General features: G+C 59.5%; 18 protein-coding genes and 1 pseudogene. 16 read left to right on the forward strand and 3 right to left on the reverse strand.

Features of this window, described 5'->3' with window-relative positions; translation table 11 throughout:
• Positions 1-138, reverse strand: a pseudogene (locus tag PMA3_RS33265) (CS1 type fimbrial major subunit); the annotation flags it as partial.
• A gap of 500 nt (positions 139-638) precedes the next feature.
• Between PMA3_RS33265 and PMA3_RS24005 the strand changes: the two are divergent.
• A complete protein-coding gene (locus PMA3_RS24005) occupies positions 639-1214 on the forward strand; it encodes a PadR family transcriptional regulator (protein ID WP_064679522.1) in 576 nt (191 codons plus the stop codon).
• Positions 1211-1996, forward strand: coding sequence for a siderophore-interacting protein (locus PMA3_RS24010; RefSeq protein WP_064679523.1), 786 nt, complete (start codon positions 1211-1213; stop codon positions 1994-1996). The genes PMA3_RS24005 and PMA3_RS24010 overlap by 4 nt, the downstream gene beginning before the upstream one ends.
• Before the next feature lie 141 nt (positions 1997-2137).
• On the opposite strand, the gene PMA3_RS24015 is transcribed toward PMA3_RS24010, so the two are convergent.
• A complete protein-coding gene (locus tag PMA3_RS24015) occupies positions 2138-2779 on the reverse strand; it encodes a Pr6Pr family membrane protein (RefSeq protein ID WP_064679524.1) in 642 nt (213 codons plus the stop codon).
• A 2-nt stretch (positions 2780-2781) separates the two neighbouring features.
• Positions 2782-3012 carry a VF530 family protein gene (locus tag PMA3_RS24020; protein WP_064679525.1) on the reverse strand — a complete coding sequence of 77 codons (231 nt, stop codon included), beginning with the start codon at positions 3010-3012 and terminating at the stop codon, positions 2782-2784.
• A 386-nt stretch (positions 3013-3398) separates the two neighbouring features.
• Here PMA3_RS24020 and PMA3_RS24025 point away from each other — a divergent pair, with 386 nt between their 5' ends.
• The 14 genes from PMA3_RS24025 to cmoB all read left to right on the forward strand — a co-directional run bounded on the left by PMA3_RS24025 (position 3399) and on the right by cmoB (position 19265).
• On the forward strand, positions 3399-4781 hold the full coding sequence (locus tag PMA3_RS24025; RefSeq protein ID WP_064679526.1) for a carbohydrate porin: 1383 nt from the start codon (positions 3399-3401) through the stop codon (positions 4779-4781).
• Between the two features lie 213 nt (positions 4782-4994).
• Positions 4995-7406, forward strand: coding sequence for a glucose/quinate/shikimate family membrane-bound PQQ-dependent dehydrogenase (locus PMA3_RS24030; protein ID WP_064679527.1), 2412 nt, complete (start codon positions 4995-4997; stop codon positions 7404-7406).
• Between the two features lie 566 nt (positions 7407-7972).
• Positions 7973-8341, forward strand: coding sequence for a DUF6124 family protein (locus PMA3_RS24035; protein ID WP_064679528.1), 369 nt, complete (start codon positions 7973-7975; stop codon positions 8339-8341).
• A 479-nt stretch (positions 8342-8820) separates the two neighbouring features.
• A complete protein-coding gene (locus PMA3_RS24040) occupies positions 8821-9183 on the forward strand; it encodes a DUF6124 family protein (RefSeq protein WP_064679529.1) in 363 nt (120 codons plus the stop codon).
• 122 nt (positions 9184-9305) lie between these two features.
• Positions 9306-10532, forward strand: coding sequence for a hydroxymethylglutaryl-CoA reductase (locus tag PMA3_RS24045; RefSeq protein WP_064679530.1), 1227 nt, complete (start codon positions 9306-9308; stop codon positions 10530-10532).
• A 3-nt stretch (positions 10533-10535) separates the two neighbouring features.
• Entirely contained in the window at positions 10536-11579 is a 1044-nt protein-coding gene (locus PMA3_RS24050) for a mevalonate kinase family protein (protein ID WP_082930407.1), read from the forward strand.
• Complete coding sequence (gene mvaD, locus PMA3_RS24055; protein WP_064679532.1) at positions 11576-12577, forward strand: diphosphomevalonate decarboxylase; 1002 nt, start codon at positions 11576-11578, stop codon at positions 12575-12577. Before PMA3_RS24050 ends, mvaD begins: the two co-directional genes overlap by 4 nt.
• Before the next feature lie 124 nt (positions 12578-12701).
• Complete coding sequence (lon, locus tag PMA3_RS24060; protein ID WP_064679533.1) at positions 12702-15119, forward strand: endopeptidase La; 2418 nt, start codon at positions 12702-12704, stop codon at positions 15117-15119.
• A 174-nt stretch (positions 15120-15293) separates the two neighbouring features.
• The gene (locus tag PMA3_RS24065) at positions 15294-15752 is read left to right on the forward strand and encodes a hypothetical protein (protein ID WP_064679534.1); all 459 of its coding nucleotides are present in this window, start codon (positions 15294-15296) and stop codon (positions 15750-15752) included.
• Positions 15753-15916: 164 nt separating this feature from the next.
• A complete protein-coding gene (locus tag PMA3_RS24070) occupies positions 15917-16312 on the forward strand; it encodes a YdgA family protein (RefSeq protein WP_152032280.1) in 396 nt (131 codons plus the stop codon).
• Between the two features lie 134 nt (positions 16313-16446).
• Positions 16447-16839: a protease inhibitor I42 family protein gene (locus PMA3_RS24075; RefSeq protein WP_064679536.1), complete on the forward strand. Its 393-nt coding sequence runs from the start codon at positions 16447-16449 to the stop codon at positions 16837-16839.
• Positions 16840-16841: 2 nt separating this feature from the next.
• Entirely contained in the window at positions 16842-17477 is a 636-nt protein-coding gene (locus PMA3_RS24080) for a lysoplasmalogenase (RefSeq protein WP_064679537.1), read from the forward strand.
• Positions 17478-17532: 55 nt separating this feature from the next.
• Positions 17533-18312, forward strand: coding sequence for a carboxy-S-adenosyl-L-methionine synthase CmoA (gene cmoA, locus PMA3_RS24085; protein WP_191637754.1), 780 nt, complete (start codon positions 17533-17535; stop codon positions 18310-18312).
• Positions 18309-19265, forward strand: coding sequence for a tRNA 5-methoxyuridine(34)/uridine 5-oxyacetic acid(34) synthase CmoB (gene cmoB, locus PMA3_RS24090; protein WP_064679538.1), 957 nt, complete (start codon positions 18309-18311; stop codon positions 19263-19265). The genes cmoA and cmoB overlap by 4 nt, the downstream gene beginning before the upstream one ends.
• Positions 19266-19269: the final 4 nt, after the last annotated feature.

Genomic DNA, 19269 nt, shown 5'->3' on the forward strand with positions numbered 1-19269 from the left:
GGGCACTACGTAGAAACCGTTGGTCGGCACGTGCGCAATGACGCTGATCGAGTGAGCCGCTTCACCGGCAGCAAATGCCCCGGACGAACCCAGTGCCAGAAGAGCCAGAGGAGCAGCGATTGCGAATTTCTTGAACATTGTTAAGTACCTGTTTTTTAGTGGGATCGATTCATTGAAAGTTGAAACGTGCCGCCTCTGGTCGGGCCGCTTTATTTCAACTTTCAACGCCGGTGCATCTTCGGCTACACGACCCGGAAAGTAAGCAGGCAACTTCCGATGAGCGCGTAGTTCAACCGCCTCACGACTGGAAGGAAAAAGATACAAAAAAACCAAATACTAAAAGATGACTGTAAGTTGCGACCTACAGACAGTTTGGTAGAAAAAACCATACAGCAGTTTGCACTATATAACATAGTAACCTGGCGACTTTTAGAATACTAACTCTAAACCTATTAGAGTAATAACTTCAACTTTCCAGAAAAATCCTTCCGTGCGAAATATCCTGCCGGCCCCTTCTAATTTCCATCGGTTGGTGCAGCGCCGCTGGTCAGCTGACGTCGGCGTTGCTGAAAAAACGTCTTCCGCCTCGATAAGATATATCTTACGCTGTATCTAAAAACGACACAGAGAAGGAAAAAATGAGAGACCATCATTCCCCCCACCGCGAACACGGTGACGGCCGCGACGGCTTTGAGAAACGCCCGGGCCGCGAACGCGGTGGACGCGGCCCGCGGGTATTTGCCCCCGGCGACCTGAAATTGCTGCTGCTGGCGCTGATTGCCGAACAGCCGTGCCACGGCTACGACCTGATCCGCCAGATCGAGGGCATGTTCGACGGCGCCTACAGCCCCAGCCCCGGTGTGATCTACCCGACCCTGACCTTTCTGGAAGAAAGCGAAATGATTCAGGGCGACGCCGAGGGCGGGAAAAAATGCTACCGCGTGACCGACGCCGGTCGCGTTTCCCTGGAGGAGCAAGCCATTGCCCTGGAGGGCGTACGCATGCGCATTGACGTCAGCAAACGTTCATTGCGCGGCTATGACCGCCCGGCCGAGATCCACGAAGCCGTGCATAACCTGCGGCATGCCCTGCAACTGCATCACGGGCGCTGGAGCGCGGAAGAAATCCACCGGGTGGCCGCCTTGCTCAATGACACCGCCAAAGCCATCGTCGACGGCCCCGCCGTTGTCACTGCATCGGAGAAAAGCGAATGACTGAAGTGATCGCGCACACCATTCACCGCGTCATGCATGAAATCAAACGTCGTCGCCTGGAAGTAGTGCGGGTGGTCGACCTGACCCCGAGGATGCGCCGGATTACCTTGGGCGGCCCTGAGCTGGCAGGTTTCGTCAGCCTCGGCACGGACGATCACGTCAAACTGTTTTTTCCACAGAACGCAGCGGAGCAGGCGACGCTGGAAACCCTGGTGATCGGCGCCGGCAAAGACAATGGACCGATGCCAGCGATGCGCGACTACACCCCGCGGCGCTACGACCTTGACACGCTGGAGCTGGACATCGACTTCGTGCTGCACGGCGACGGCCCGGCCGCCACCTGGGCCGAGCAAGCCAGGCCCGGTCAGTTCCTGCACATCGGCGGGCCACGGGGTTCGATGATCGTGCCGGATATGTTCGACAGCTACCTGCTGATCGGCGACGAAACCGCCCTGCCCGCCATTGCCCGGCGCCTGGAAGGCCTGGCGGCCAACCGGCGGGCACTGGTCATTGTGGAAGTGGAGAACGGCGCCGAACAGCAAAAACTCGAAAGCCCGGCGCAGGTCAATGTGATCTGGGTCTTGCGCGAAGGCGGCCGGAATAACCTGCTGACCACGGTGAAAGAACTGCAAGTGCCCAGTGGCAATCTGTACGCCTGGGTGGCGACCGAAAGCAAAGTGTCGCGGCAGATTCGCCGGGTGCTGCTGGATGAGCATGGGCTGGACGAGCCGTTCGTCAAGGCGGTCGGCTATTGGCGGCTGGACGACACCACCGAAGAATAAACCCGCCCCCCCCTGTAGGAGCGAGCTTGCTCCGGGCGGCGTTCCGACGATGGTCGTCAACGAAAACGCTGGGAAACTGACACCCCGCGGCGTTCTCAGGTTTTTCGCGAGCAAGCTCGCTCCTACAGGGGCCTTGGTGATTCAGGGATTACGCCGCCACCGATCCAGGCCAACCACCAGCAAGCCAATCCCCACAAACCCCACCAGCAATCCCCCCGCATTGATGAACACCTGTGGATAACCCAGCTTGTCGACATTGATGAACGGATACGGATACGCGGCCAGCATATGCCCACGCAGCAACGCATAAGCGAAGTACACCAGCGGATAAATCAACCACAGCACGATGTGCCACAGACGCAAGGTGCCTTTGGGCACACAGCACCACCACCAGCCCAGAAACAGCAGCGGCATCACATCATGCATCAACTCGTCAGCCAGGAATTGCCAGCCTTCGGGGTGCCATAAATGGCGCAACAACAGGCTGTAGGCCAGCCCCACCAAAGCCATGCTCACCGCTATGCCACTGCTCACCCCCGGCAGCAAAAACCAGCGTCGCGCCGCCGACTCGCGGGACGTCAGCTCACAGGTCAGCACAGTGGCCACCAGCGTGTTGGTCAGCACCGTGAAATAGCTGAAGAAACTCATCAACCCGCCCAGCAGGCTGGCTTCGATACTCCAGCGCAGGTAGAGAATCAGGTACAACTGAATGCTCAATCCCGCCCAGCCGAGGAAGGCCGCCACGGCAACGAAACGACGTCGCGCAACGGAGGGTTTGAGCATGCTCAGACCGGGCGCTTGGTGCGCATCAATTTCACGTACAAGCGTTCGACCTTCTCCCGTGCCCAAGGGGTTTTGCGCAGAAAGGTCAGGCTCGATTTAATGCTCGGGTCGCTTTTGAAGCAGCGGATATCGATGCGCTCGGCCAGCCCCGGCCACTCATAGTGCTCAACCAGGGCATTGAGGATCTGCTCCAGCGTCACGCCGTGCAGCGGGTTGTTGTTCTGTTCGGTCATGCCAGGCCTTCGAGCGAAGTGGGAATTGGAAGCCGCGCACATTAGCCGAGGGCTTCGTTGGGGGGAAGCGATGTGTGTCCGTCTGTTAAATGTAGTCCGATCCAACATCATTCAACTGTAGGAGCGAGCCTGCTCGCGAAAAATCTGCAGGCGGCGCGGTCATCCAGACAGCACGCGTCATCGTTCACGCCCATCGTCGGAACGCCGCCCGGAGCAAGCTTGCTCCTACTGTTACCAATTCCGAAACGCTGCATGTCAGTAAAAGCCCTTTCTCTATTTGTAACAGGACATTATCCTTACACCCGCCAAGCTGAAACGCTTCTGCCGCCCGCTTCATCCTGCTGCTTTCAGTTCATCCCCAGAAAAAGATCAAGAATTCCTTCTCTATGCCTTATTTTCAATCTACGCGAGACAGCGCTGTCTGCACGACTGTTGCCAGCCGAAAAGTCCTGAACCTGATGGGCGGTTTCGCCGCTTTAAGCCTCGCTACCTGCGTCCAGGCTGCCCCGGCTTTCGACAGTGACTCACCGTGGATGCTCGGCGACTGGAACGGCACGCGAACCGAGCTATCGGAAAAAGGCTACGACTTCAAAGTCGATTACACCGGTGAAATGGGCAGCAACCTGCACGGCGGCTACGACCACGATCGCACCGCCCGCTACAGCGATCAGTTCGGCTTCGGCACCCATCTGGACCTGCAGAAAATCCTCGGGTGGGACGACGCCGAATTCCAGCTGACGATCACCGAGCGCAGCGGCAACAACATCAGCAACGACCGGATCAATGATCCACGGGTCGGCGGCTTCACTTCGGCCCAGGAAGTCTGGGGCCGTGGCCAGACCTGGCGCCTGACGCAGATGTGGTATCAGCAGAAATTCTTCGACCAGAAGCTCGACATCAAGGTCGGCCGCTTCGGTGAAGGCGAGGACTTCAACAGCTTTCCCTGCGATTTCCAGAACCTGGCGTTCTGCGGCTCCCAGGTCGGCAACTGGGTCGGGGGCATCTGGTACAACTGGCCGGTCAGCCAGTGGGCGATGCGGGTCAAATATCACCTGACACCCGAGCTTTACGCACAGATCGGCGCTTACGAGCAAAACCCGTCGAACCTGGATCGCGATAATGGATTCAAGCTCAGCGGCAGCGGCACCCAGGGTGCAATCCTGCCGGTGGAGCTGGTGTGGTCGCCGAAGCTCAATGGCCTGCCGGGGGAATACCGCGCCGGTTACTACTACAGCAACGCCGACGCCACTGATGCCTACAAGGACAGCAATGGCCAGCCGGCCGCCCTGAGTGGCGAGGCTTACCGCAGCGCATCCAGCAAGCATGGCGTGTGGCTCGGCGTGCAACAGCAGCTGACCAGCCGCGCCAGCGACCATTCTCGCGGCTTGAGCGTGTTCGCCAACGGCACGATGCACGACAAGAAGACCAACGCCATCGACAACTATGTCCAGGCCGGCGTCGTCTACAAAGGCCTGTTCGATGCCCGCGCCCGGGACGATATCGGTTTCGCCCTGGCCCGCGTCCACGTCAACCCGGCCTACCGCAAGAACGCCGAGGCGACCAACCAGGCGCGTGCGGTATCTGATTACAACGACCCGGCGTTCCTGCCACCGCAAGACACCGAATACAGCGCCGAACTCTATTACGGCGTGCACGTCACGAACTGGCTGACCGTGCGCCCGAACCTGCAATACATCCGCCACCCCGGTGGCGTGGACCGGGTCGATGACGCGCTGATTGGCGGGATCAAGGTCCAGTCATCGTTCTGATCCACACGAAACCCCTGTAGGAGCTGGCTTGCCAGCGAAAGCGGTGTGTCAGCCAGCGCAGATGTCGACTGACAGTCCGCTTTCGCTGGCAAGCCAGCTCCTACAGGAGGCCGCATTCAACCGAAGCATTTTTATATGAACCCTGCCCGCACAGGATCGTCATCTACAGTGAACTTGCGCGGGACTACTTGAAACGTCACGGAGAACCACACTATGAGCACTGATGGTGCTTTGAGTCGAAGCCGTCTGCTGCCGAGCCTGCTCGGCATCCTGCTTCTGCTAATGGGCCTGGCCATGCTGGCCGGGGGAATCAAGCTGAGCCTGCTCGGCGGCTCGCTATATTACCTGCTGGCCGGCATCGGCCTGGCACTCACCGGCGTGCTGCTGATTGCCGCGCGCCGCGCTGCGTTGGGCCTGTACGCACTGGTGCTGTTCTCCAGCACGGTGTGGGCCCTGTGGGAGGTCGGCCTCGACTGGTGGCAACTGGTGCCGCGCCTGGCCATGCTGTTTGCGCTGGGCATCGTCATGCTGCTGCCATGGTTCCGTCGTCCGCTGTTGCGCGCAGGCGCCGCGCCGATGGGCACCGGCGCACTGAGCGTGGCCGTGGTGCTCGCAGGTGCCACTGCATTGGCCAGCCAATTCAGCAACCCCGGTGAAATCAAAGGCCAACTGGACCGCGACAGCGTGCCGGGCATGACCAACACCGCCCCGGCCATGCCGGACGGCGACTGGAATTCCTACGGCCGCAGCGCCCACGGCGATCGTTACTCGCCCCTGGCCCAGATCACCCCGCAGAACGTGAACAAACTGGTACCGGCCTGGACCTACCGCACCGGCGACCTGCCAGGGCCGAACGACCCGGGTGAAACCACCGCCGAAAACACCCCGCTGAAAGTCAACGGCATGCTTTACGTGTGCACGCCGCACAGCCAGGTGATCGCCCTGGACCCGGACACCGGCAAGGAAATCTGGCGTTTCGATCCGAAGCTCTCCACCCAGAACGCGGAGAACTTCAAGGGTTGGGCGCACATGACCTGCCGTGGCGTGACCTATCACGATGACGCCGTCTACGCCTCCGAGCAGAGCCCGACCGGCACCGCCAGCACGACGCCCGTCAGCACCGTCTGCCCACGTCGCATCTTCCTGCCGACCGCCGATACGCGCCTGATCGCCCTCGACGCCGACACCGGCAAGATGTGCGAAGACTTCGGTGACAAAGGCCAGGTCGACCTGCGCGCCAACATCGGCGGCTTCACCGCAGGCGGTTACTACTCCACCTCCCCTCCAGCGGTCACCAAAGACCTGGTGGTGATTGGCGGCCACGTCACCGACAACGTCTCCACCGACGAGCCCAGCGGCGTGATCCGCGCGTTCGACGTGCACACCGGCAAGCTGGTGTGGAACTGGGACAGCGGCAACCCGGACGACACTACCCCTATCGCTGCAGACGAGGTCTACACCCGCAACTCGCCGAACATGTGGTCCATGTTCGCGGTCGACGAAAAGCTCGGCATGCTCTACCTGCCGATGGGCAACCAGACCCCGGATCAGTTCGGTGGCGATCGTACGCCTGAATCGGAACTGCATGCCGCGGGCCTCACCGCCCTCGATATCGCGACCGGCCAGGTGCGCTGGCACATGCAGTTCACCCACCATGACCTGTGGGACATGGACGTCGGTGGCCAGCCCACCCTGATGGACCTGAAAACCGCCGACGGCGTGAAGCCGGCGGTACTGGCGTCCACCAAGCAAGGCAGCATCTACGTGCTGGACCGCAGCACCGGCGAACCCATCGTGCCGATCCACGAAGTGCCGGTGCCACAAGGCGCTGTCGAAGGCGATCGCACCTCGCCGACCCAGCCGAAATCCGAGCTGAACCTGATGCCGCCGCCGCTGCAAGAGCGCGACATGTGGGGCGTTACGCCGTTCGACCAGTTGATCTGCCGGATCGACTTCAAGTCCATGCGCTACGACGGCCCGTTCACCCCGCCATCGCTGCAAGGCTCGATCGTGTATCCCGGTAACTTCGGCGTGTTCGACTGGGGCGGCATCGCGGTTGACCCGGTGCGCCAGATCGCTTTCGTGAACCCGAGCTACATGGCGTTCAAATCGAAAATGATCCCGGCATCGGAAATCGCCGCCCAAGGCCCGCGCAAGAGCGAAACCGAAGGCGTGCAGCCAAACAAAGGCGCGCCATACGGCGTGGTCCTCGAAGCACTGCTGTCGCCCATGGGCCTGCCATGCCAGGCGCCAGCCTGGGGTTACGTGGCGGCGATCGACCTGACCACCAGCAAAACCATCTGGATGCACAAGAACGGCACCGTGCGCGACAGCTCACCGGTTCCAATCCCCCTGAGCATGGGCGTGCCAAGCCTGGGCGGGACCGTCACCACCGCCAGTGGCGTGGGCTTCCTCAGCGGTACGCTTGACCAGTACCTGCGTGCCTATGACGTGAAAAACGGCAAGCAGTTGTGGGAAGGCCGCCTGCCAGCCGGCGCACAAACCACGCCGATGACTTACACCGGCAAGGACGGCAAGCAATATGTGCTTGTGGTCGCCGGCGGTCACGGGTCGCTGGGCACCAAGCAGGGTGACTATGTGATTGCGTACAAACTGTCCGAGTAAGTTTTAGCGGCAGTCAAATCAAAGGCGACTCCTGCGAGGGAGTCGCCTTTTTTATGAACTCAATTTTTTGCCACACTGCCGAATTAATGTGGGAGCGGCGGTGCGGCGATCCGACTTGCTCGCGAAAGCGGTGTGTCAGCCAACTCAGATGCGGAATGTTAAACAGCCTTCGTCGGAACGCCGCCCGGAGCAAGCCCGCTCCCACATTTGATCGTGATCGGCTCGAAATAATTTGCGCACGTCCTACAGATTTAGCGGTTACCGGGAAGTATTCCGACAACTTCTATCGGTTGCCGCGTCGGAAGTCGGCGAGATAGGCTTTGGAAGTCGCTGAAAATCAGCGACCGGGCGTCGCGGCTCGAATTAGCTTACTTGGTGCATAATCACCCACCCCAATCGACAATCCTTCAATGCTTGTCGTTTGGTCTTATGGTGGCTGTGCGTGGGATACCTTCGGGTATGCCGGGTTTTCCAAGTAGCTCGGTCCGCGAACCTGCGCACAGCTGCCACCTTTGATTGCGTCGCGGCGATCAATGGCAGCTCCATTACCTACTTGGAGCTTCACCATGTTCAAACCCTCCCCGAATCCCCCCGAAAACGACGCCGTCTCCCCCTACGCCGCCGATTCGAACAAACTCAACGAAGCCGCCGAACGCGCCCTCGATCTCCACTTCCCGTCGACTGCCGACATCAAAGCCACCCCGCGCACGCCCAACACCCTGTTCACGGTGGACCCAAAGGCCACGACCGAAACCCTCGTGGTTTATCTGGTCGAGACGCTGGCATCGGTCGATGTGATGGTCCATCACCTGGTGGATCATCTGGACGGCGGATCGCGCAATGCTCTTCTGGGTATTTCAAATAGCATCATGCTCGCGGAGATCACGGCGAATCGGGTGCTGGATCAGATCGAGTCACCTGCATCGGCACGGTGACAATAACCAGTTTTTGCCGCTTCTAATTTGAATGATTTGCTGCCCTTATGTAGGAGCGAGACCGGCTTGCCGGCGAAGGTCGTCAACGATAACGCGTCGTGCCTGATACCCCGTAGCGTTCTGACGTTTTTCGCCGGCAAGCCGGTCTCGCTCCCACATTTGTACGTGATCCGTCTGAAAAATTTGCGCACGTCCTACAGATTTAGCGGTTACCAGGAAGGATTCCGACAACTTCTATAGGTTGCCGTGTCGGAAGTCGGGAGGATAGGCTTCGGGGTCGCTGCAAATTCAGCGAACGGGTTTGGTCGCCCAGGTTTAGAATGGCGCACTTTTCGTGCTTGCTTCATGGCGAGCTGTGCGTGGGAGGGCTTCGGCCCTGCCGGGTTCCATTCCCTGGTCGACCAACCTGCGTACGGTTCGCCACCCAACTGCTTGGTCGCAGTCGTGGCGAACTCTCTTTCTTCGAATGGAGCTTCACCATGTTCAAACCAACCCCGAATCCCCCCGAAACCGACGCCGTCTCCCCCTGCGAATCCGCCGATTCAAACACACTCAACGAAGCCGCCGAACGCGCCCTCGATCTCCATTTCCCGTCGACTGCCGACATCAAAGCCACCCCGCGCACGCCCAGCACCCTGTTCACGGTGGACCCAAAGGCCACGACCGAAACCCTCGTGGTTTATCTGGTCGAGACGTTGGCATCGGTCGATGTGATGGTCCATCACCTGGTGGATCATCTGGACGGCGGATCGCGCAATGCTCTTCTGGGTATTTCAAATAGCATCATGCTCGCGGAGATCACGGCGAATCGGGTGTTGGATCAAATTGATCCATCGCAATAAGCGTTCAATAACCAATCGATCTAAAAAACTGGCAACAATGACAGTAGCTGTCGTCTGCGCCCCCAAGGAAGATCCATAGCAAGCGCACAACCGTTCGCACTCGCTGATCCTCGGAGCCCGCCATGTCCCACACCCAATTTCGCACTCATTGGACAGAGGCGTTGGTCAAGGGTGATATCGGCTTGCACCAGTTGCCTGCGACGCTGTCACGCAAGGAAGCCTCACGCGTGCGCCGTGAGGCTTTGCAACGTATCACCGGATCGCCGCTCGGCACGATCGGTGACTACACCTTCGATCCGCAGTCCGCCAAGTGCGAGAACTTTATCGGTGCCATCCAGATTCCCGTGGGGGTCGCCGGCCCCCTGCGGGTCAATGGCCGGGCCATCACCGCTCGAGAACCGGTCTTTGCACCGCTTGCCACCACCGAAGGCGCGTTGATCGCCAGTGTTTCCAGGGGGTGCAGCGCGTTGCGTGCTGCCGGCGGTGCGGTAGTCCGGGTCGACGATGTCGGGATTACTCGAGCACCGGTCTTTCGCTCCAGCGGCATCATCCAGACCCAGGCTTTCCTGGCGTGGGTACACACCCACTTCGACGAGATCAAACAACTGTGCGAGCGGGACAGCCATCACTTGACGTTGCAGGACATCGCACCGGCTACGGTTGGCTGCACGATCTACCTGCGTTTTCGCTTCAACAGCGTCGATGCAATGGGCATGAATATGGCGAGCATCGCTTGCGACAGAGCCATTACTGAACTGATCAGCCCGGCAACGGGCGTACCCTGCATCAGCATCTCGGGCAATTACTGCACCGACAAAAAACCCGCCATGGTCAACTTCCTCAATGGTCGGGGCAAACGCATTTATGCCGAAGCCTGCCTGAGCGCCGACATCGTGCGCGACATCCTGAAAACCGATGCCGCATCGCTGTGTGAAGTCCAGTACCGCAAGAACTTGCTCGGTTCGGCCATGGCGGGTGCGATTGGCTGTAACGCCCATCATGCAAATATTCTTGCAGCCTTTTTTATCGCCACCGGACAAGACGTTGCCCAAGTGGCGGAAAGTGCCATGGGCATTACCTGCATCGAAGACAGGGGAAACGGGGCCCTGTATGCGTCGATCCTGTTGCCGGATACGCCCCTGGGCACCGTCGGAGGCGGCACCGGCCTCGGGACTCAACGAGAAGCGCTGGCGTTGATGGGGATCGTCCCCGGGGCCAAGGCGCCGGGCGTCGACACCTTGCGCCTGGCCGAAATACTCGGCGCGCTGGTGTTGGCCGGGGAACTGTCGATCATGGCGGCCCAGGCGTCTCATCATCTGGTCCAGGCCCATGTGCAACTGGGCCGCTGAACAATGACATCGATGACCATCCAGGCGCGCGCGCCCGGCAAGATAATCCTGATGGGCGAGCACGCCGTCCTGCATGGATGCCCTGCCATTGCCACTGCGCTGGGCCTGTATTGCACGATCAAGGTGCAACCGCGCGGGGACGGGCAGATAGAGCTGCAATTGCCCGACCTCAACCTTCATCGGTGCTACACCTTTCAAACCCTGCTCGACTACGTGGGGCGCGTGCGCCAATCGTCCGCACAGGGTTTTGCCTATGAAGTGGCCACCGACGCCGACCATCTGATCAAATGCGCCATCGGCGAACTCCTGCTCAGGCTGGCGCCTGAAGACTGGCGAGGTTTTTCTCTTCGAGTGGAATCGAGCATTCCGGCCAACGCCGGATTCGGCAGTTCGGGTGCATTGGCCGTCAGCCTGGCAGCGGCGCTGTTGCGTTTTTTCAACCTGAAACCGCCCCGGCACCCGCTGGAGCCGCTGGCGATGAGTATCGAACGCTACCAGCACGGCCAACCGTCGGGGATCGATCACAACACCAGCCTCCGAGGTTCGACAATCGAACGGCGCCCCATGGCAAATGGCAGTTTCAAGCTGATTTCCTGGCCCAAAAGTGCGGCGTGGCTGCAACTGCGCGACGTCGAGCTCTACGACACCGGTCCCGCTCGCGAGAGTACGGGACAGGTGATCGCCGCCACCCGCTACCGGCTCGAAGGCCCCGACAATCCGCTGCTGGAAAGCATGCGCCACAGTGCCGAACGCTTTCGAAGCCTGTTGCAACGGCCCGTCCTGATGCCCGAAACCCTCAAGCACCTGCTACGTGACTATGAACAGGCGCTGGAGTGTCTTGGCGTGGTGCCGAAGAAGATTGCCAAGGTCATTCGGGCCATCGAAAGGGTCGGCGGTGCGGCAAAAATCTGCGGCGCCGGTGCACTCTCCGGCGACCAGGCGGGCGCGCTGCTGGTGATCGGCGCACCGGCCCTTCCGGAACTGGCGCAATTTCGCAGAATCAACGCGCCACTGGCCGTCGATGGTTTGGAGGTCTGCGAAACATGAATAAGGTGAGCGTGTCCTCGCCCAGCAATATTGCGCTGATCAAATACTGGGGCATGAGCGATGCCCAACGGACTTTGCCCAACAATGCCTCTCTCTCGATGACCCTGAACCAGTGCGTCAGCTATTGCACGTTAGCGCGACAAACGAGCGGCACGAGCGATGAGATTTTGTGGAAAACAGCCAGCGGTTCACTGATACCTGCTCAAGCGTCCATGCGCCGCGGGATCGAACAGCATCTACAGCAATTGCGTCAACACTTCGACGATTGGCAGCCGTTGCGCATTGCAACCGTCAACAGCTTCCCGACCGGTGCGGGCATTGCCTCATCGGCCTCCGGGTTCAGTGCGCTGGCACTGGCGTTCGCGTTGCGTTGCGGGCAATCGTTCAACAGTCCCGACCTCAGCCAACTGGCACGTCTGTCCGGCTCCGGCTCGGCAGCGCGCTCGGTCATAGGCGGGTTCGTGCAGTGGCCAGGCCATCCTGGCCAACTGCACTGCCCCGCAGAACAGTTCGCACCCGCGCAGCATTGGCCCCTGCATGACCTGATCGCTGTCGTCGATGCCGGGCACAAAAACATCAGCTCCCGAGAAGGCCATCGCCTCGCCGCCAGCAGCCCTTTTTACGCGGCTCGCCTGACCCAGTTGCCCGAGCGACTCAATACCCTGCGCGAAGCCATCCTGAACCGCGACTTCGACACATTGGCCGATACCGTGGAGCGCGAAGCCGTGGAAATGCACATGATCGCCATGACTTCAAAACCCGCGATCTTTTACTGGCAACCGGTGACGCTGGAGATTCTGGCGCGGGTTCGACAACTGCGGCGCGACGGCTTGCAAGTGTGCTCGACGGTGGATGCCGGCCCTAACGTGCATGTGCTGTGCACGTTGCAAGATGTCTCGGCTGTCTACACGGCCTTACGAAAATTGCCGGGGGTGGAGCAATGGATCTTCGATCAGGCGGGCGATGGCCCGAGGCAACTGGCACGCCATCTGTTTTGAACCCGCCACACCGACGATTGACGACCTGTCCAAACCCTGAACAGAGCGCACGAATTGCCCCTGCCATTGAAACCACCCTCCACCTGCCCCATCTAAGACCCATACTCCATTGCGCAGGTGCCCCATGAGCGACCAGCAAGAATTCCCTGAAGACCCCAGCGAATACGCCGACCCGGAGAACGTTGAACATCATTCCACCGGCAAAGGCCTCGCCCTGCCAGGCCAGAACCTGCCGGACAAGGTCTACATCATCCCGATCCACAACCGCCCGTTCTTCCCGGCCCAGGTACTGCCGGTTATCGTCAATGAAGAACCCTGGGCTGAAACCCTGGATCTGGTGAGCAAATCCGATCACCACTGCCTGGCCCTGTTCTACATGGACACGCCCCAGGAAGATCCGCGCCATTTCGACACCTCGGCCCTGCCGCTCTACGGCACGCTGGTCAAGGTGCACCACGCCAGTCGCGAAAACGGCAAACTGCAATTCGTCGCCCAGGGCCTGACTCGTGTACGTCTCAAGACCTGGCTCAAGCACCATCGCCCGCCGTATCTGGTGGAAGTCGAGTACCCGCACCAGCCCACCGAGCCGACCGACGAGGTCAAGGCCTACGGCATGGCGCTGATCAACGCGATCAAGGAGTTGCTGCCGCTCAACCCGCTGTACAGCGAAGAGCTGAAGAACTACCTCAACCGCTTCAGCCCCAACGACCCGTCGCCGCTGACCGACTTCGCCGCCGCGCTCACGTCGGCAACAGGCAGCGAACTGCAGGAAGTGCTCGACTGCGTGCCGATGCTCAAGCGCATGGAAAAAGTCCTGCCCATGCTGCGCAAGGAAGTCGAAGTCGCGCGCCTGCAGAAAGAGATTTCCGCCGAGGTTAACCGCAAGATCGGCGAGCATCAGCGCGAATTCTTCCTCAAGGAACAACTCAAGGTCATACAGCAAGAGCTGGGGCTGACCAAGGATGACCGCAGCGCCGACATCGAACAGTTCGAGCAACGTCTGGAAGGCAAAGTGTTGCCGGCCCAGGCGCAGAAACGCATCGACGAGGAAATGAACAAGCTGTCGATCCTCGAGACCGGCTCGCCGGAGTACGCGGTGACCCGCAACTACCTCGACTGGGCGACTGCAGTACCGTGGGGCGTGTACGGCGAGGACAAACTCGACCTCAAGCATGCGCGCAAGGTGCTGGACAAACACCATGCCGGTCTCGACGACATCAAGGACCGCATCCTCGAATTCCTCGCGGTGGGTGCCTATAAAGGCGAGATCAGCGGTTCCATCGTGCTGTTGGTAGGCCCGCCGGGCGTGGGCAAGACCAGCGTCGGCAAATCCATCGCCGAATCCCTGGGCCGGCCGTTCTACCGCTTCAGCCTCGGCGGCATGCGCGACGAAGCCGAGATCAAGGGCCATCGCCGCACCTACATCGGCGCGCAGCCGGGCAAACTCGTCCATGCGCTGAAAGACGTCGAAGTGATGAACCCGGTGATCATGCTCGACGAGATCGACAAGATGGGCCAGAGCTATCAGGGCGACCCGGCCTCCGCGCTGCTGGAAACCCTGGACCCGGAACAGAACGTCGAATTCCTCGACCACTACCTGGACTTGCGCCTGGACCTGTCGAAAGTGCTGTTCATCTGTACCGCCAACACCCTGGATTCGATCCCGGGCCCGTTGCTGGACCGGATGGAAGTGATTCGCCTGTCGGGTTACATCACCGAAGAAAAAATCGCCATCGCCAAGCGACACCTGTGGCCCAAGCAGCTTGAAAAAGCCGGCGTGTCCAAAGGCAGCCTGGCCATCAGCGACAGTGCGTTGAAAGCCTTGATCGATGGCTACGCCCGTGAAGCCGGGGTGCGCCAGCTGGAAAAACAACTGGGCAAACTGGTGCGCAAGGCCGTGGTCAAGCTGATCGACGACCCGAAAGCGGTGATCAAGCTCGGACCGAAAGACCTCGAAGCGTCCCTCGGCCATCCGGTGTTCCGCAACGAGCAGGTACTGTCGGGCACCGGTGTCATCACTGGCCTGGCCTGGACCAGCATGGGCGGCGCGACCCTGCCGATCGAAGCGACGCGGATTCATACCTTGAACCGTGGTTTCAAACTCACCGGGCAGCTGGGTGATGTCATGAAGGAGTCGGCGGAAATCGCCTACAGCTACGTCAGTTCCAATCTGAAGTCGTTTGGCGGTGATCCGAAATTCTTCGACGAAGCCTTCGTCCACCTCCACGTTCCTGAAGGCGCCACCCCGAAAGACGGCCCGAGCGCGGGCGTGACCATGGCCAGCGCCCTGCTGTCCCTGGCCCGTAACCAGCCACCGAAAAAAGGCGTGGCCATGACCGGCGAACTGACGTTGACCGGGCATGTGCTGCCGATTGGCGGGGTGCGCGAGAAGGTGATTGCGGCGCGGCGGCAGAAGATCTTTGAGTTGATCTTGCCGGAGCCGAACCGTGGCAGTTTCGAGGAATTGCCGGATTATCTTAAGGAAGGGATAACCGTGCACTTTGCCAAGCGCTTTGCGGATGTGGCGAAAGTGTTGTTCTAAGCCGGCAAACCCGACACTAAAAAGGCCAGGCTATTGCCTGGCCTTTTTTTGCCTTGAACAATACCCTGCAAACTGAAACATCCTTACGTACAACCTGTTAATTCCAATAGTATTCCGGATTCATCATTGACGGTAAATTCAAGGCTCCAACGATCCTTGAAAGAGATGAACCCCATGAATATCCAACTACGAAGAAGCCTTGTCGATCAGTGCATCAATGACGAAAGAGCGTTCCACCGTTGCTGCCAGAAAAACTATTTGAGTGCCACCGTTCAGGACCGTGGCCCATTCGACTCTGAAGAGTTTTACAGCAGCGTCGGCTCCCGGGAAATCCTGGCTATTTTCAAAGCCGGTGAAAAATACACCCCTGAAGATCGTGCCTTAGATATTTACCTGCCGAAGAACATTGAAACCGGCACTTACCCATTAAATTCGCCCGATCAATTGATCGAGATCGCTTTTACAGAGTTCCTGCCGCCTTATACCAGCTACTGGGCATCTGAGGGTGTCATGAACCTGTCCGTGAACGCTGACACGCGAGAATATGCCGGCACATTCGACGTCAAATTCAAAGACAGACAAAATCATGAGTTTGTAGCCGAAGGCACGTTTTGTTTCTGCCTGGAAAACTAACCAAGTTATTTTCCACCTCTATCGAAATTGCCACTTCGCATAAAAACCGGCAAATTACCGAAATTTAAATATAAAAAACTAGCACAATTGACAGTATCCATTCAAAAAGAGTGATGCTAAATTTTCAATTCAAACTTAATTCCTATTTATTCACAGGCCCACTCATGACCCACCTAAAACCGACGACTCGATCACAGGCTACCGGTTACTTCAAAGCCAAAAGAAACGATCAAGAATTCTTCAATTCCGAGATGGTTTTCGCAAGCCGCTCTGGCAAATGGATTGTCATTGAGGCGCATGTCAACCCAGGCTTTCCAGACGGGATGTCTTTCGAGTTGGATATCGATGAAGCCACGCCAGGCGGAGAACAAAACTTTGTGCGTGAAGGGTATTTGCGTTCCGTTAAGTATTACAGCGGCAGCATGATGCAATCCGCGTACGCCGGAACGTTCACCGCCACCTTAAACAATGCCACTAAAAGGTATCAACTAACGTTTAACCTGAAGTTCTATAGCCCGGACAACCTCGAGATTGAAGGCGAGCTCGACATTACGGGCTAAATGCTTAATCAGCTCCACAGTTTCCCCCGCTCCAGAGCCTGATCCACCAGCATTCTCTTCCAAGGCTCTGGTCACACTTTGTATCGTCTTAAGCTATGCTCGCCGTTCGTCGTGAACGCCGGAGCTGCTGACTTATGTCCCCTACCCGCTTGTTAGTTCCCCTCGCCCTCACCCTGCTGGCCGCTTGCGCCACGCAACCGGCCCAAAACGTGACCGTGGAGAAACAAAGCGAATGCCCGGTGCAACTGCACAGTGGGCAAAATTTGATCGTGATCCTGCCGAGCAACCCGACCACGGGTTACCGCTGGGCGATACAGGATTCCGCCGGTGGCGTGTTGCGCTCACTGGGGCCGGAGGTATATCGGAACCCGGAGGATGCGGGCGTTGTCGGTGCCGCCGGTGTGTCGACCTGGCGCTTTCAGACATTCGCTACCGGCACGGGACGCTTGCGTTTGACCTCCCAGCAGCCCTGGGCGCCGGAAGTATTGCCGGTGGAAACCTTCGACTGCGCGATCTCGGTTAACTGATTGTGGGCTGGCTGATTCTGGCGTTGATGGGCGCGATAACGTTTCTTTACGGCCTGAGCGTGCACGCCACCTTGATGTGCCTGTTGGTGAAGCCGCTGCCGGTACTCGCCTTGCTCGGCTGGCTGCACGACGCACCGCCTGGCGAGTATCGACGCTGGATCAGCCTTGGCTTGATGTGCTCCCTGCTCGGCGATGTGCTGCTGGCGTGGCCGGGGGATTTGTTTGTGTTCGGCCTCGGTGCGTTTCTCCTGGCTCACCTGGCGTATCTGAAAGCCTACTTGAGCGATTGTCGGCGGTTGGCGGTGGTGCCGCTGATCCTGGCGCTGGTTGTCGGTGCAGCACTGCTGGGGGTTCTGATTGCTCACGGGTTGGGGACATTGCTGATCCCGGTGATCATCTATGGCCTGGCCATCACTGCAATGCTCTGGAGGGCGCTGGCCCGACTCGGCAGCGACGTACCCCAACGCTCGGCGCTGCTGGCGGCGGCGGGCGCGGTGGCGTTTGTGTTTTCTGACAGCGTAATTGGCATAGACAGGTTTGTCGCGCCGTTCCATTCGGCGCCTTATGTGATCATCCTCAGCTATTGGCTGGGGCAATGGGGAATCACAGCGTCGGCGTTCACTCAGAAACCGCGCTGAAGGGTAAACACGGTTTATCAGACAACCCGCGCATCCCCGCGCCAAGTTGGCTAAAATGCCGGCCTTTTCCACCTACGCCGCTGGAACCGCCGTGAGCAAAGAACCCGATCGCCTATTCGCCCAGCCTTTGGCCCAGGTGCCCGACTTCGCCTTTAACGAGGACGTGGTGCGGGTGTTCCCGGACATGATCAAGCGCTCGGTGCCGGGTTATCCGACCATCGTCGAAAACCTCGGTGTGCTCGCCGCGCAGTTCGCTCAGCCGAACAGCGTGCTTTACGACCTGGGTTCGTCCCTCGGTGCCGTGACCCAGGCCTTGCGCCGCCATGTGCGCACAGACGGTTGCCGGGTGATCGCTGTGGATAACTCCGCCGCCATGGTCGAGCGCTGCCGCGAGTATCTCAACGGCCAGGACTCGATGTTCCAGGAGTTGCTGCCCGTCGAAGTGATCGAAGGCGACATCCTCGCCCTGCAATTCCAGCCAGCCTCGGTGGTGGCGCTGAACTTCACCCTGCAATTCATTGCCCCGGACCAGCGCACCGCGTTGCTCGCGCGCATCCGCCAGTCGCTGCTGCCCGGCGGCGCGCTGATCCTTTCGGAAAAGCTGCGTTTCAATGATCCGCAAGAGCACGCGCTGCTCACCGAGTTGCATGTCGCCTTCAAACGCGCCAACGGCTACAGCGAACTGGAAATCGCCCAGAAGCGCAGCGCCATCGAAAACGTCATGAAGCCCGACAGCCTCGAAGAACACCGCGAACGCCTGCTGGCGGCCGGGTTCTCGAAAGTCGTGCCGTGGTTCCAGTGTCTTAACTTTGCCTCGTTGATTGCCTTGCCATGATTGATCTGTCCCCCCTCGCCCGCCGACTGGCCGGTACTCCCCTGGCTGCCTGGGCCAACACCCTGCAAGCGCAACTCGACAAGAAAATGGAAAAGGGTCATGGCGACCTGGAGCGTTGGCAGAGCGCGCTGGACGCCTTGCCGAAGATCCAGCCGAGCGAAGTCGATTTGTTGAACGGCTTGACGCTGGACACCGATTGCGACGTTGAAACCCGCACGCAGATGCGCACGGCCTTGATGGGTTTGTCGCCCTGGCGCAAGGGGCCGTTCGATCTGTTTGGCGTGCATGTCGACACCGAATGGCGCTCGGACTGGAAGTGGTCCCGGGTCGCGCCGCACTTGAACCTCAAGGGCAAACGCATCCTCGATGTCGGTTGCGGCAACGGCTATTACATGTGGCGCATGCTCGGTGCCGGGGCTGACAGCGTGATCGGCGTCGATCCGAACTGGCTGTTCTTCTGCCAGTTCCAGGCGGTGCAGCGCTACCTGTCCGAGCCCAACGCGTGGCACCTGCCGTTTCCCTTTGAGGATCTGCCGGCCAATCTGGAAGGCTTCGACACGGTGTTTTCCATGGGTGTGTTCTACCACCGCCGCTCGCCGATCGAGCACTTGCTGGCGCTGAAGGATTGCCTGGTCAAGGGTGGCGAACTGGTGCTGGAGACGCTGGTGATCGAAGGTGATCGGCAGCAGGTGCTGGTACCGGAAGATCGGTATGCGCAGATGCGTAATGTGTGGTTCCTGCCGTCGGTGCCGGCGCTGGAGTTGTGGTTGCGACGTGCCGGGTTCAGCGATGTGAAGTGCGTGGATGTCAGCGTGACCACGGTCGAGGAACAGCGCGGGACGGAGTGGATGAAGTATCAGTCGTTGAGCGATTTCCTGGATCCGCAGGACCACAGCAAGACGATTGAAGGGCTGCCGGCGCCGATGCGGGCGGTGATTGTCGCCCGCAAATAAATTC

It is taken from the genome of Pseudomonas silesiensis (assembly GCF_001661075.1).
Classification (GTDB): Bacteria; Pseudomonadota; Gammaproteobacteria; order Pseudomonadales; family Pseudomonadaceae; genus Aquipseudomonas; species Aquipseudomonas silesiensis.

What these genes read in the sequence shown, in the direction of transcription:
- PMA3_RS24005 (WP_064679522.1), top strand. Translation starts at nt 639, where the DNA reads ATGAGAGACCATCATTCCCCCCACCGCGAACACGGTGACGGCCGCGAC.
- PMA3_RS24040 (WP_064679529.1), top strand. Translation starts at nt 8,821, where the DNA reads ATGTTCAAACCAACCCCGAATCCCCCCGAAACCGACGCCGTCTCCCCC.
- PMA3_RS24015 (WP_064679524.1), bottom strand. Translation starts at nt 2,779, where the DNA reads ATGCTCAAACCCTCCGTTGCGCGACGTCGTTTCGTTGCCGTGGCGGCC.
- lon (WP_064679533.1), top strand. Translation starts at nt 12,702, where the DNA reads ATGAGCGACCAGCAAGAATTCCCTGAAGACCCCAGCGAATACGCCGAC.
- PMA3_RS24065 (WP_064679534.1), top strand. Translation starts at nt 15,294, where the DNA reads ATGAATATCCAACTACGAAGAAGCCTTGTCGATCAGTGCATCAATGAC.
- PMA3_RS24025 (WP_064679526.1), top strand. Translation starts at nt 3,399, where the DNA reads ATGCCTTATTTTCAATCTACGCGAGACAGCGCTGTCTGCACGACTGTT.
- cmoB (WP_064679538.1), top strand. Translation starts at nt 18,309, where the DNA reads ATGATTGATCTGTCCCCCCTCGCCCGCCGACTGGCCGGTACTCCCCTG.
- PMA3_RS24045 (WP_064679530.1), top strand. Translation starts at nt 9,306, where the DNA reads ATGTCCCACACCCAATTTCGCACTCATTGGACAGAGGCGTTGGTCAAG.
- PMA3_RS24020 (WP_064679525.1), bottom strand. Translation starts at nt 3,012, where the DNA reads ATGACCGAACAGAACAACAACCCGCTGCACGGCGTGACGCTGGAGCAG.
- mvaD (WP_064679532.1), top strand. Translation starts at nt 11,576, where the DNA reads ATGAATAAGGTGAGCGTGTCCTCGCCCAGCAATATTGCGCTGATCAAA.
- PMA3_RS24075 (WP_064679536.1), top strand. Translation starts at nt 16,447, where the DNA reads ATGTCCCCTACCCGCTTGTTAGTTCCCCTCGCCCTCACCCTGCTGGCC.
- PMA3_RS24035 (WP_064679528.1), top strand. Translation starts at nt 7,973, where the DNA reads ATGTTCAAACCCTCCCCGAATCCCCCCGAAAACGACGCCGTCTCCCCC.
- PMA3_RS24050 (WP_082930407.1), top strand. Translation starts at nt 10,536, where the DNA reads ATGACATCGATGACCATCCAGGCGCGCGCGCCCGGCAAGATAATCCTG.
- PMA3_RS24070 (WP_152032280.1), top strand. Translation starts at nt 15,917, where the DNA reads ATGACCCACCTAAAACCGACGACTCGATCACAGGCTACCGGTTACTTC.
- PMA3_RS24030 (WP_064679527.1), top strand. Translation starts at nt 4,995, where the DNA reads ATGAGCACTGATGGTGCTTTGAGTCGAAGCCGTCTGCTGCCGAGCCTG.
- cmoA (WP_191637754.1), top strand. Translation starts at nt 17,533, where the DNA reads ATGCCGGCCTTTTCCACCTACGCCGCTGGAACCGCCGTGAGCAAAGAA.
- PMA3_RS24010 (WP_064679523.1), top strand. Translation starts at nt 1,211, where the DNA reads ATGACTGAAGTGATCGCGCACACCATTCACCGCGTCATGCATGAAATC.